The following is a 13,053-nucleotide window of genomic DNA, read 5'->3' on the forward strand; positions in this document are numbered from 1 at the left end:
TCACTCCCCCGACTCGTCGGAGCCGAGGTCACCGAGCCCGAAGACGTTGAACCCGGAGACCAGCCACGCGCCGCTGTCCTCCTTGGCGGACACCAGCCACTCGGCGGACTCGGTGGAGGTCTTGCCGGCCGCGACGCGGGTGGTGGTCACCTTCACCAGGCTGGAGATGGTCCGGCCGCTGCCCCGCACCAGGTCGTCCGCGATCAGGGCGTCCCGCTCCACGACGGCGGTGCCCTTCGAGGAGCACTGCTCGGCCTTGCAGGTCGCCCACACCTTGCCGCTGGGCAGCACCGTCGCCTGCTTGATCTGCGGTTCGTCGGTGGTCAGCCCGATCAGCGGCGCGCTCCAGGACGCCTGGCTGCTGTCGTGGTCGTAGGTGCTCAGCCCGGCCATGTACCGGGCCATGACCTGGTGGGCCTTGGCCAGATCGGTGAGCGAGACGATCGGGGTGGCCGCCCCCGGCCCCGGCCGGCCGGTACCGCCGTCCGTGCCGCCCTGCCCCTGGTTCGCGGGGGCGGAGGCGGAAGCCGCCGTACCGCCGTCGCCGCTCTGCTGGTCGTCGCCGCCGTCGAAGACGGTGAACACCGTGAGGACGGCGGCCAGCAGAACGCCGAGCACCGCCAGGGCGAGCACTGCCGTGCGCCTGTTCTCCGTCGGCAACTCCACCTGTCCGCGCCTCCCTTGTCCTGATCCGACCGGCGTTACGGGGGATGACCGGGACACGGTAGGTGGCGGCGGAGCGGCGGGGCTGCGGGGAATTCCCCACGGGAAAACCCCGGGAAAGCAGGACGGGAAGCCAGGAAACCCGGGAACGGCCTCCGGGCAACTCCCCGATCAGGGCGAGGACCGGATCAGGCCGGGCGCGGGTCCACCGGCAGCGGGTCGAACGGGTACGCCGTATGGCCGCCCTTCGGCGAACAGGCCGCGAACGGGCCGCCGTCGGGATCCATCAGGACCCGCAGATGCGGATCGGCGTGGTGCAGCCACCACGTGGACATGCCGAGCGCCGGGTCCTGGCGCAGATGCTCCCAGGCCAGCCACAGCGCGGACAGCCGCGCGCCCGCCTCCGGGTGCTCCCACCAGCTCGGGCACCAGGTGGTGGAGGAGCCGTTGACCCGGCGGCGGATCATCTGGGCGAGGTAGTCGGAGACAAAGGCGTACACGTCCGGGAAGTAGAACTGCGGCTCTTCCTCGGCCTGTTCGGCGGGTGTGGTCATCGCTCCACTCCTGTGGGCTGCTGTACGGCTGCGGGAGGCGGCAGGGTGAGGGCCGCGGCCGGGTTGATGACACCGTGCTGGGAGGCCGGAGCACGCGGGCCGGGCATCGCGACCGGCCGGATCTTCACCCCGGGAAGGAACTCGTTCCGCATCGCCGGCGTCCGCCGCTCCTGTTGCGGTGCGGGGGCGTTCAACTCCTCGTAGGAGTTCGCCGCACCGAGCCGTCCCAGGGCGGCCGCGTGGGTCTCCTTCAGCCGCTCGGGAACGTCCATCCCGGCCAGCTTCTGCGCGAAGTCCTTGGGCGTGGACGCCCCCGGGTCGATGTCCTCCATCCGCCACTGCGAGCGCAGCGTCTTGTCGCCGATCAGTTCGTCGATCTCCTGCGGCAGGTGCTCGTGCCGGGGCATGTCGATCGGGAACTCGATGTTCTCCTTCCCGACCTTCTCGTGGGCCAGCAGCCGGGGCAGTTCGTCGGCGCCCAGGACCGAGCCCCGCCCGATGTCGGCCGCGAACGCCACCACCGGGCCGGTCGCCGCCTCCGCGTAGCGGCCGGAGACCGTCTTCCACACGTACTGGGAGGTCTCCTCCACCTGCTCGAGGTCCAGCTGGTAGTCCTGCGCGAGGGCGAGTTTCACCTCCTCGTTCGTGAGGTGGTACGAGTCGAGCTGGGCCCCCGCGGGACTGTCCTCCAGCACCTGGAGCCCCCGCGATCTGCCGCAGGCCTGCGCAAGGTAGCGGTGTCCGATCTCCCGGGGCGCACCCTCCGGCTGCGACCGCCAGGACCAGAACGCCCGCATCTCGCCCCGCTCCGGATGCGTGACGGCACCGTTCTCCGCGATGTCCCGGACGAACGACAGCACGTCCGGGAACTGCCGGCCCTCCTCGTACGCAGCGCCCCAGTCCGCGTACATCCGGGCGACCACGGCACGCGCCTCGTCCCGGTTGCGCGGTTGCGTCAGCGCGTGCGCGTCCTCCAGCGCCAGCGCGTCGGCTATCTCGTCCTGGGTCGGCGGCGCGTCCGGGTTCACAGGCCCCTCCGGGAGCTCTCAGGCGGATACACAACCAGACTGATCATCGATCCACCGGGCAGGTCCTGGGTCCAGGTGGGGAATGACACCGACTGGTCCAGCACGAAGACCGCCTGTCCCGGCGTCTCGCCCACAGGGCCCCAGTAGGCCATCCGGAACGGACTGCGGTTCCTCAGCCGGGACTCCCGGCCTGCCCAGAAACGGGGGTCCGGCGGCTCCGGGAAGTCCTCTGCATCCCACTGTCCGCTCCAGGCGGGCGCACCCATGGCCGACACCGCCGCCTCCACATGGAGCGGCCAGGCCTCGGCAGCGGCGTCGAGAACGGCTGCGTTCTCCCCGGGGACGGAGGCCTTCAGGTTCCAGAACCCCGTGAGGTACACACTCGTGAAGGGGCTTCCGTAGGTGGTGGTGTTGCCGAAGGACAGCTCGGAGCCGGTCTCCGTACGCACCCGCAGTTGCCGGTCGGACGTCAGCGGCTCCCAGCCGAACCGCCCGCACCACTCCCGCAGTTCAACCGCGCTCTGCGGCGGTCCCGCCCACACGGAACCCCAGTCCACCCCCCGCAGCATCGACAGTTCGGCGGCGAGGTCCTGGGGCCTACGGCCCGCGGTCTCCGTCAGCATGTGAGTCCTATCGGTCGGACGGGCGCACGATCAGGTCAGGACGATACCGAGCAGCAACAGCACCACCACGATGGCGCCCATCACGATCCGGGCCGTCGGGTCCTCCCGCTCCCACAGGTCGTGAACCACCGCCCAGCCGGTCAGCCGGGCCGCGCGGCCGCTCTGGATGCGGGTGGTCAGCCCCTCGTCGTCCTCGTCCACGGCCTGGCTCGCCGCCGGGGCCAGCTCCGGTTCCGCGTCCAGTCCGACCGGCAGCCCCTGCTGCTCCTGCGCCACCAGGACCAGCGGCTCGAGCAGGTCGGGGATCGTGTTCGGAGTGAGGGGGTAGGCGACGGTGCCATAGGGCGTTTCCAGACACAGCCGGGCCTGCCACGGGTCGCCGGGCTCGTATCCGTCGACCCAGGCGCGGGACGCCGGGAGGGCCTGCGGCGGTACGGCGAGCTGCGGGGCCGCCGGCTGCTGCGGCGCGGCCGGCGCCGGTGCCTGCGGGGGTACGGTCCAGGCGCGCGGGTCGGAGGGCTGGGGGTGCCCGTTCTGGTCGCTCAACTCTCGTCCTTCGCCGGGGCCGTGGGTCCTGAGGTACTGCGCGGGGCACACCGCCCGGGCGTGCCTGTGCGCATTGTGGGCCGAGCGTCCGCCCGGGCGGCCATCCTCCTTCCCGGCGAGTCCCCGGCGCTTTCCCCGCCCGTTTTCCCGGAACACAGCCCGTCGGGAATTCCCGTGCTCCCGACGGGAATCGGCCACGGCCTGCGGCACGGGCTCTTTGTCACACTGCCAGCGCACCTGGCCGGGCCAGGGCCCGTCGTACGGCGCGGTCGCGCCCGCCAGGCAGACGGGGAACCGACTCGCTGGAGTAACCGACTCGATGACAGACCAGAACAGCTCTGCTGGCGCGGTCGGCGCAGGCCAGCCTTCCGGGCAGCCCGGGTCCTTCGGTCCTCCGCACGCCCCGCAGCAGGCCCAGGCCCCGCAAGCGGCATGGCCGGCGCAGGGGCAGCAGGCCCCGCAGGCCCAGCCCCAGCCGATGGCCTCGGACGCGGCCCGGGCGCAGGTCGCCGCCGCCTGGGTGCGCAGCCAGCCGCGGGCCGGCCAGGCCGCCGTACCGGCGCTGCCGCCGCGCGAGACCACCCCGCGGACCGAGTCGAAGAAGGAGAAGCGGGAGCGGGAGCGCGCGGCCCGCAAGGCGGCGTACGAGCAGAAGAAGGCGGCGAAGCAGGAGCGCAAGAACGGCGGTGCGAAGGCACCGGCCGCCCCGGCTCCGGTATCCGCTCAGGCCCCGGCCGTCACCGCTCCGGCTTCGGTTCAGACCCCGGCCGCCCCGGCTCCGGTATCGGCTCAGACCCCGGCCGTCACCGCTCCGGCGCAGGCGCAGCCCCACGCACCCGCAGCACAGTCCGCCGCGTCTCCCGCGCCCGCGCAGACGACCGCCCCGGCCGCCAGCCCTGCCGCGACCCCGGCCTCCCCGGCTGCCCCTTCGGCTTCCGCCGCCCCCTCCGCCGACAAGTCCTCCGCCACCGAGGCGGCCGCCCCCGCGCCCGCCCGCTCCTTCGACGTCCCCAAGCCCGGCGGCCGTATCCCCACCGGCGGTTCCGGCGGACGCCGTACCCATGTCGCCCTGCGCGCCACGCTCCTGGTCACCACCTGTGTGCTGGCCCTCGGCTCGTGCGGTGTCATGGGCCTGATGGTCGGCGTGTCGTCCCGGACCAACAGTGCGGCGCTGGACGAGTCCGACGCCGCCCGCTACCGGCTCACCGACTTCCCGCTCCAGCAGGCCGCGAGCCTCGCCGAGCAGTACGCGCTGCTCTGCCTGACGTACTCCCCGGAGAAGGACTCCGAGCGGCGCGCCAAGCTGGCCCAGTACGCCTCCGCCGGGGTCGACCCCGAGTGCGGCTGGAACGGCACGGGCAGCAGCACGGCCGTCTCCGCCACCTGGGACGGCACCGTGGAGAACCTGCCCGAGTACGGCGACCACGGCCGCTACCTGGGCGTGCAGGTCCGCACGGCCGACGGCAACCTGACCGAGCTGACCGTCCCGGTCTACGTCAAGGACCTCGCGAGCGGTGAGGGCATGCGCGTCGCCGGCGACGTCGGCCAGATGCCGCTGCCCGCCCACGCGGACGTGCCGGAGATCAACCAGAACCACGAGGTCACCGACGAGAAGCTGGCGGACCAGCTGAAGAGCCAGGTGCTGCCCGGTTACTTCACGGCCTGGGGCGCTTCGGACGCCACCGCCATGGCCCGGTTCACCGCACCCGGCGCGACCCTGTCGGCGACGTCCGGGCTGGCCGGCCGGCTGTCGAAGCCGAACGTCACCCAGGTCGTCGCGCTGGTTCCGCCGAAGCTCCAGGGCAACGACCCCTACACCTACCCGACCGGGCAGACCGTCCAGTTGCGGGTGGTCGTCGAGTGGGGCGACCCGAACGGGCAGACGGCGCGCCGCGCCTACCGGATGACCGTGGTGAACACCGCCCAGGGCTGGTTCATCCAGGACATCCGCGGCGGTCTGCTCGACCCGCAGGGCGGCCGTGCCGACGACGGAAGCGACTCCACGGACCCGTCCGCCTCGCCCGGCGCCACCGACTCCTCGGACTCCTCCGACTCCACCGGGAGCACCCCGTCGGCCTCCGGCTCACCGTCGCCGTCCGGCACCACTGTCCAGTCGACCAAGGGCAAGCGGCACTCCGGGCACTGACCCCGTCCGCCCGCCTGCTCCGAACCACTACGCCATACCCGAGAGGAAACACCGTGTACCTTGCAGCCAACAGCAGCCTGGACGACATGTTCGGACGGATCGAGACGATCCTCCGCGACGCCGGCACCATGGTCGCCGTCATCGCCCTGCTCATCCTCGGCATCCGCATGCTCATGTCCATGAAGCGCGGTGACGGTATGCGCGAGGCCTTCCAGGGCTTCGGTCTGATCGCCCTCGCCGCCCTCATCATCGGTGGCGCCACCGGCCTGGCCGGCCTGCTCATCGACCTCGGCGGCCAGATCGGCGGCGGCAAGGGCAACTGAGCCACCCGCAGCCGACGTAACCGAGAGCCGACGTAGGAAGAGGGGAGTGCGCGGTCATGAGTCAGGACGCTCCGGAACCGCTGGTCGCGTACGACCACACCGACCTGGTCAACCGGCCCAAGCGCATCTGGAACTGGGGCAACATCCCGCTGCCCGGCCTGCTGCTGCCCGCCCTGGGCGCAGCCTTCGGCTTCGGGCTGCTCTGGCTCGTCGCCCTGTTCTCGCTGGCGGCGTTCGTGCCCTTCCTCGGCATGTCGTTCCTGACGTCGCCGCTGTACTTCGGGCCGCCGATCGCCATCTACTTCGTCTGGGGCCGGCCCCTGCCCTCGGCACTCACCCTCAGCCAGCAGCTGGTGGTCTGGGCCGACTGGTGGTGGCAGCCCAAGCGGTTGCAGGGCCTGGCCGCGGACCGGGAGCCGGAGGAGCTGCACTGGCAGGTGATCCTCTGGACCCCCGGCTCGCCGCGCTGGCAGGCCCGCTACGACGCCGCCCGCCAGGCCGCCGCCGAGCGCGGCACCCCGTTCTCCGCCCGCTCCTGACCGACCGATCCACGTCTACTACCGCTAGGTGACCCCATGTTCATGCTGATCCTCCTGGGCGGCGCCGTCGCCTTCTTCGTGGTCGCCATGATCATGGCGTCCTCGTCGAGCAAGAAGAAGCAGAACGGCAACGGCGGTTCCGCCGGGAACCGTTCCCGCCCGTCCTCCTCGTCGTCCGGGGCCGCGTCCGCCCGCCGCGAGGACCTCCGGCTGCCGTACCGCTACGCCGACGACATGATCTTCGTGCACGGCGACTCGGTGTGGACCGGCCTGGTGCTGCCCAACGCCATCGACGAGTACCTGAACAGCACCGAACTCCAGGCGATGGCCGAGGGCCCGGCCCGCGGTCTGCTCAACCTGGCCCGCGGCGACCGCAACGTCGAGTGCCACTACCGCAAGGTCTACCAGCCGATCACCGCGCTGACCTGGGCGGAGGAGCTGAACGCGATCGCCTGGGACCCGACCGAGAACTACAAGGCGTACAACCTGCGCAAGGCCGAGTACCAGGAGCGCATCGGCGCCAAGCGGGAGCGGAACATCCTGCTGGTGAAGCTGGGCTCGCTCAAGCGCACCAGCGGCTCCACCGGCGTGCTCGGCAAGGACGACGAGCCGTACGACGAGCCCGGACTGCTCCGGGGTGTGCGCAGCACCGCCGACCGCGCGGCGGCCACCGCGACGGGCGTCGCCGACGAGCACCTGTCCCCGGCGGTCATCGCCGAGTGGACGCAGGTCGCCGTCGAGGTGCACGAGAGCCTGGAGAACCTCAAGGGCACCCCGCTGACCCGCGAGGAACTGGTCTGGCTGATCCGCAAGCCGCTGCACGGCGATCTGCCGGTGCCACCGGAGCCGGTGCTCGGCTCGCGCGCCTGGGGACCGGACCAGTTCGACCTGGTCGTCGACTTCTCCGGCGAGAACCGCAAGACGCACATCGTGCTGCACCAGTACGACGAGGTCACCGGCGAACGCCAGACCAGCTACACCACCACCCTGGTCGCCGCCAACTGGCCCGCGGAGACCCGCTTCCGCCAGTCCACGGCCTGGGCCCGCTACGCCGCGCAGCACGTCGACTTCCCCGTCGAGATCGACATGCGGTTCACGCTCATCCCGTACCCGAAGTTCAAGGACCGCGCCGACAAGATCCGCGGCAACCTCGTGGACGAGATGAACGACATGGCCAACTCCGGCCGTACCCCGGACACCAAGCTGGCCAGCCAGGTCACCCGCGCCCAGGAGCTCGTCGACGACATCGAGGAGCACAAGATGCCGGGCATGGAGGCGCAGATCCGCTTCACCATCTCGGCACCGGACGTGAAGGAGCTGGAGCGGCGCCGGCGCGTGCTGGAGATGCAGTTCAAGCAGGACCTGAAGGTCACGCTGCTGCGCCCGACCCGGATGCAGTGGCGGCTGCTCCAGGCGCAGCTCCCCGGGGACGCGCCCAAGCTGCCGATCGCGCCGTACATCCGGCTCCAGGAGGTCGAGCAGCTCGGCGCCGGGCTGCCCACGGCCGGCACCGAGCTGGGCGACAACCCGGAGACGCGCTCCGGCAAGCGCCTGGGCTGGGTCGGCAACCTGGTCGGCTGGGCGGGCAAGATGCCGGTCCACTACTCGCTGCACGTGGGCCCGGCCCGCAACGACGGCGGTGGCCTCGCCATCGTCGGCGCGTCCGGCGGTGGCAAGTCCTCGCTGGCGCTCCAGAAGTTCTACGAGGAGTCGGAGTCGGGCGTCCGCTGCCTGGTCATCGACCCCAAGACCGACTTCGCCCAGATGTGCTACTACCTGGCCTTCGGCTCCCAGGTGAACGACCCCGCCTTCGCCTCCGACGCCGAGGCGGGCATCCTCGGCACCCCGGACAGCCGCTTCCAGCCCCTCAACCGGGAGTTCTGGGCGGAGACCGAGGTCGTCGACCTGCTCAAGGGCCAGGCGGGCGTCCTCGACCCCTGGGTCATCGCCCGCGACGTCCCCTCCGGCCGGCTGCTGGCCGAGTCGATGCTGCGCGGCTTCCTCGGCGACGAGGACTACCAGCGGGTCCGGCTGCCCGTCATCGAGGCGATGGCGGCCGTGGTCGGCCGCTACAACTCCGCGATCCGCCAGGCCGTCGAGCAGGGCCTGTCCGCCCGCGACGCCGAGCAGCGGGTACCGCGCCCGACCCTGTGGCAGGTGGTCGACGAGGTCGTGGAGTCGTACGACCACGCGGTCTCGACCGGTGACCGCGAGGCCGCCAAGGACCTCAAGCTCGCCCAGATGCTGCTGACCGAGCTGCGCACCCTGCCCTACGCCCGGCTCGCGTTCGCGGCCAAGCCGCAGCCGCTGAGCAGCATGCGCAAGCGCCGCACGGTCATCACCCTGCGCGGTTTCCAGTCCCCCGCGGCCTCCGACCCGCGCAACTGGAACCCGGCCGAGCGCCTCGCCGCCACCGCGCTGATGGCGGTCGTGGAGCTGGGCAGCCAGATGCTGGACGTCGGCTACGAGAAGAACCCGGTCACCGGCGAGGTCGGTCTGCGCCCCAAGGCGCTCTTCGTCGACGAGGCGTACGTCGTCACCGCCACCGAGGCGGGCCGCGACCTGATGCGCCGCGCGCTCAAGCAGGGCCGCTCCTACCTGGCCGTCACCGTGCTCATCACCCAGCAGGCCATCGACCTGGTGCAGATCGAGGACTCCGAGGCGCGCAGCGGTGGCGCCAACCAGATCCACACGGTGTTCGCGTTCAAGCAGAAGTCGGCCCAGGAGGCGTCCCTGGTCGCCCCGCTGCTCGGCCGCCCCGAGGACGACCCGAAGGTGATCGCCGCCCTCCAGGAGCTGCGCACCGGTGTCTGTCTCCAGCGGGACGCCGACAAGCGGGTCGGCACGGTCGCCGTCGACCTGGTCTTCAAGGAGATCCTCGCCGCCACGGACACCAACGGCACCACCCGCCCGGCCCGCCAGGGCATCGACCCGCCGCAGAGCGTGTGGCAGTGGACCTTCCTCCAGGAGGCGGAGGAGGACCCGGCGGCCCGCGCAACGCAGCCCGAGCCCGGCCGCACCGCCCAGCCCGCCTAGCCGGCCCGCACCCCCACCCCCAGGAACAGGACAGACACCATGCGCATGACCCGAGCACTCGCGACCGGCATCGGCATCGTCGCCCTGGCGGCGACGGCGGGGTGCGGCGGCGGTGGCGGCGGCGGCGACAAGAAGGGCGGCGGCTCGGCTTCCGATCTGCCCTCGGCCACGACCGTCGCCGCGGCCGCGAAGTACGTGGGCCAGTACACGACCTGCGGCAACACCCAGTCCGGCACCGCCTACGACAACAACACCGAGAGCAACCAGTCGTGGGGCGCCGGCGGCGAGGCCGAGGACCCGTCCTGGGGCATCAAGGAACGCGCCGTGTGCGAGGACAAGTCCGGCACTCCGATCACGCTTCTCCTCACCCCGGACATGAAGAAGTTCCAGACCGCGCTGAAGAAGCACCACAAGCAGATGCTGGTCGGCGCGGACTTCGCGGTCGTCCTGATGGACGCGGATGCCATCCAGGGCATGCGGAAGTCGAAGCTGAAGTTCCTGAGCTGCGAGCCGAACTTCTCGGTGCCGGGCGGCTACACCAAGGAGCCCGCACTGGTCGACGGCTGTGTGCTGACCAACTACGTCCCCAGCTGATCCGGCACCCGCCCCGCCTCCCCACCCGTCCCCGCGTCCCGAAGGATTACAGATGCCCTCGCGCACCGCGCTGCACCGCGCCATAGGCAAGGCAGGTGTGGTGATCCGTGCCGTCCTCTTCGTGGCGCTGACGCTGACGGCGCTCACCCTCGCCGTACCCGTGTCGGCCTACGCGAGCTTCGCGTGCGACTTCACCGGGGACGACAACTACTCGCAGGACACACCGGGTTCCAACGGCGAGTCCATGTTCGCGGCCACCGCCCAGTGGGAGAAGGGCAAGCAGGCCGGCTCGCTCACCGACCCCAGCGGCACGGTCACCGGCGCGGTGCACATGCCCCTGGACGCCGACCAGTACACGCTGTACGAGCTGGACGCCATGCGCGGCCTGAACTGGTCGCAGACGTTCAAGGGCCGCGGTGACGCCTCCGAGGCCAACGGCGACTTCGGCAGCGGCGCGGACCACTGCTCCGTGATGTCCTACGTCAACAACGGCATCGCGAACTCGATCTTCGACGGCACCAAGATCTTCACCCGCGCGGCCATCTCCATCAAGGAGTCCGCCTCCAACCCCAGCCCGCTCTCCGGTCTCTACGAGGGCCGGGACAGCGTCGTCGCGTCGCTGAAGAAGAACGTCCTCGAGCCCGCCGTACCGGTCATGATCCTGCTGGTCGGCCTGTGGGTGTTCACCAAGTGGCGCAAGGGCGACATGCGCGAGGTGTGGGCAGGCATCTCCTGGTCGGCGCTCACGGTCATCGCGGTCACCGCGTTCCTGACCGGCAACAACTACAGCAATGTCGTCAGCAGCGCGGACGGCTATATCGCCGAGGCCAACTCGGCGCTCACCGAGGCGGTGCTCGCCGGCACCAGCGGCAGGATGCAGTCCCCGTGCGACCTGCCCAACGGCGTCTACAACCGCGGACTGCGTGTCTCCAGCTGCGCCATGTACGACACCCTCGCCTTCCGGCCCTGGGCCCTCGGCCAGTTCGGCGACCCGGGCAAGAACTGCATCTTCAAGAAGGACGGCGGCAAGATCGAGGGTGGCGCCTGCATCGCGAAGGAGCCGAACAAGCTCTGCGACTTCGGACGCGGCGCCCGGTGCGAGGACCTGCGGGTGAAACAGGTCGTGGCCCAGTCGATCACCAACAAGGAGGCGTTCAACAAGACGCAGGACGACAAGATGATGCACGTCTGGACGCCCATCCGCCGGCAGATCGCCGGTGGTTACGACAAGGGCGACGACAAGGGCACAGAGCGCAGCATCTACGACGTCTCCTTCAACGAGTGGGCCGGCAAGAACGCCGGTAACCGGGTGGGTCTCGCGTTCTACTCGATCGTCGCCGCGCTCATCGTCGGCCTGATGGTCATCGTGCTCAGCGCCCTCACCCTGCTCTGGCACGCCGTGACGCTGATCCTGGTGATCCTGCTGCCGCTGGTGGCCACGATCGGCATCCACCCCTCCCAGCAGAAGGTGCTCAAGAGCTGGCTGGAGACCTTCATCCACAGCTTCGTGCTGCGCGCGGGCTTCGGCGTCATCCTCACCGTGCTGCTGGTCCTCTACCAGATGATCCTCCCGGCCAAGGTCGCCCTCGGCACCCAACTGCTGCTGCTCCTGCTGGTCACCATCGCCATCGTGATGATGCTGAAGAAGCTGCTCGCCGGTAACTTCACCCCGCAGATCGCGGGCGGCGAGGACGTTCTCGGCATCCGGGACACCGCGAACACCGTCGCGAGCAAGGCGGGAATCACGGCCCCCGCGGCCGCCGCCGGAGCGGCGCGGGCCGGCGGCCGGGTGGCGGGGTCCACCGCCAGGGGAGTGTCCTGGGCCGTCGACCGGACGGCCTTCAAGGGCAAGGGCCGCGAGAAGCTCCAGAGCTGGGGCGTGCTGGGCCAGTCCAAGCGGGAGCAGCGCAAGGCGGCGTACCAGAAGGCGAAGACGGTCCAGAAGAACTACGAGGACGCAATGGAGCAGCCGTCGGCCACGCCCCCGAACCTGGAGAAGCCGGCCACCCGCCGGCCCAGCGGCCGGATCAGCGGCTCGACGGCCGGGAAGGCGCCCCAGCAGACCGCGGCACCGGAGCAGCGCCAGGCCCCGGCCCAGCAGCCGGCCGCCCCGGCGCCGGCGCCCGCATCGCAGCGCCCGGCCCCGGCCCCGGCTCCCCAGCCGCGACCGCAGCCGCAGCCCCAGCCGCCGGCCCCCCGGCCGCAGCCGGCAGCGCCCCGGCCCCAGCCGCCCGCTCCGCGCCCCCCGGCGCCCGAGCCGCCGGCCGCGCCGCACATGCCGCCGCCCCGCGACCCCCGCGACCCGCGCGGCCGCACCCAGTAGCCCGACCCGCCACCACCACCGAGAAGGAGCAGCCCGATGCCCGCCCTGACCGCCGACCGTTCGCCTGAGCAGCTGGTCGCGGAGTTGGGGCGGCTTGTCGAGGTGGACTGGCCCGCGGTGTGGGCGGGGGTGCCGGAGGAAGTGGACAGGCTCACCCTCTGGTGCGCCGGGCTCGGCTGGCGGCCGCTGTGGTTCCAGGCGGGCCAGTGGGTGCGTACGGCGGGCGGCGGCCGCCTGCGCCTGGCCACCACCGCCCCCGGCCGCCCGGTGACCCGGGCCGAGCACACGGTGTGGGCGGCCCGGGCGCGCCACACCGACGAGAACGACCGGGTCGCCGCCCTGGCCCTCGACCGCTTCACGGCCCACCTCGCCGCCCTGCGCAGCGTGATGGGCGAGCCGGCCCAGGACGCCGGCTGGGCCGACACCGACTTCCCGGAACTGCCCGGCCGCGGCCCCTGGTACAGCCCTGAGTGGCGTCTGGAGCACCGGGACCCGCACCGCGTGGCGGTGTGGCGCTTCCGCACCCCTGGGGCGCCGGTCTTCGAACTGAAGCTGGACCTCGGGCTCGGTTCGCCCACGGTTCCCGCCGCGGCCGATGCGAGGATCGGGCTGACATGCCACAGCCCCCTGGAGCTGAGCGCATCCGGACCGGACCAGCGGCTCTGAGGGACGAGAGAG

Annotated in this window: 12 protein-coding genes; 7 read left to right on the forward strand and 5 right to left on the reverse strand. The window is 71.6% G+C overall.

The genetic code is table 11. The annotated features are described in order from the left end of the window. The 5 genes from ACWCV9_RS19575 to ACWCV9_RS19595 all read right to left on the reverse strand — a co-directional run bounded on the left by ACWCV9_RS19575 (nt 1) and on the right by ACWCV9_RS19595 (nt 3,414). Entirely contained in the window at nt 1–666 is a 666-nt protein-coding gene (locus ACWCV9_RS19575; protein ID WP_450788172.1) for a hypothetical protein, read from the reverse strand. A gap of 185 nt (nt 667–851) precedes the next feature. After that, nucleotides 852–1,217, reverse strand: coding sequence for a DUF4913 domain-containing protein (locus tag ACWCV9_RS19580; protein WP_385841762.1), 366 nt, complete (start codon nt 1,215–1,217; stop codon nt 852–854). Next, on the reverse strand, nt 1,214–2,245 hold the full coding sequence (locus ACWCV9_RS19585) for a hypothetical protein (RefSeq protein WP_450788174.1): 1,032 nt from the start codon (nt 2,243–2,245) through the stop codon (nt 1,214–1,216). Before ACWCV9_RS19585 ends, ACWCV9_RS19580 begins: the two co-directional genes overlap by 4 nt. Beyond that, nucleotides 2,242–2,868: a hypothetical protein gene (locus ACWCV9_RS19590; RefSeq protein ID WP_450788176.1), complete on the reverse strand. Its 627-nt coding sequence runs from the start codon at nt 2,866–2,868 to the stop codon at nt 2,242–2,244. The genes ACWCV9_RS19585 and ACWCV9_RS19590 overlap by 4 nt, the downstream gene beginning before the upstream one ends. 30 nt (nt 2,869–2,898) lie before the next feature. Continuing rightward, entirely contained in the window at nt 2,899–3,414 is a 516-nt protein-coding gene (locus tag ACWCV9_RS19595; protein WP_450788178.1) for a hypothetical protein, read from the reverse strand. Nucleotides 3,415–3,733: 319 nt separating this feature from the next. Between ACWCV9_RS19595 and ACWCV9_RS19600 the strand changes: the two genes are divergently transcribed. The 7 genes from ACWCV9_RS19600 to ACWCV9_RS19630 are packed head-to-tail and all read left to right on the forward strand — an operon-like array spanning nt 3,734 to nt 13,041. Beyond that, nucleotides 3,734–5,560 carry a conjugal transfer protein gene (locus tag ACWCV9_RS19600; RefSeq protein ID WP_450788180.1) on the forward strand — a complete coding sequence of 609 codons (1,827 nt, stop codon included), beginning with the start codon at nt 3,734–3,736 and terminating at the stop codon, nt 5,558–5,560. Nucleotides 5,561–5,613: 53 nt separating this feature from the next. Further along, entirely contained in the window at nt 5,614–5,883 is a 270-nt protein-coding gene (locus ACWCV9_RS19605) for a hypothetical protein (RefSeq protein WP_450788182.1), read from the forward strand. Between the two features lie 56 nt (nt 5,884–5,939). Further along, the gene (locus tag ACWCV9_RS19610) at nt 5,940–6,422 is read left to right on the forward strand and encodes a hypothetical protein (protein ID WP_450788184.1); all 483 of its coding nucleotides are present in this window, start codon (nt 5,940–5,942) and stop codon (nt 6,420–6,422) included. 36 nt (nt 6,423–6,458) lie between these two features. After that, on the forward strand, nt 6,459–9,458 hold the full coding sequence (locus tag ACWCV9_RS19615; RefSeq protein ID WP_450788185.1) for an ATP-binding protein: 3,000 nt from the start codon (nt 6,459–6,461) through the stop codon (nt 9,456–9,458). A gap of 45 nt (nt 9,459–9,503) precedes the next feature. Beyond that, a complete protein-coding gene (locus ACWCV9_RS19620) occupies nt 9,504–10,052 on the forward strand; it encodes a hypothetical protein (RefSeq protein WP_450788187.1) in 549 nt (182 codons plus the stop codon). A gap of 52 nt (nt 10,053–10,104) precedes the next feature. Beyond that, nucleotides 10,105–12,375 carry a hypothetical protein gene (locus tag ACWCV9_RS19625; RefSeq protein WP_450788189.1) on the forward strand — a complete coding sequence of 757 codons (2,271 nt, stop codon included), beginning with the start codon at nt 10,105–10,107 and terminating at the stop codon, nt 12,373–12,375. A 36-nt stretch (nt 12,376–12,411) separates the two neighbouring features. Next, on the forward strand, nt 12,412–13,041 hold the full coding sequence (locus tag ACWCV9_RS19630) for a hypothetical protein (RefSeq protein ID WP_450788191.1): 630 nt from the start codon (nt 12,412–12,414) through the stop codon (nt 13,039–13,041). The last annotated feature ends 12 nt before the right edge of the window (nt 13,042–13,053 follow it).

Source organism: Streptomyces sp. NPDC001606 (assembly GCF_053596835.1).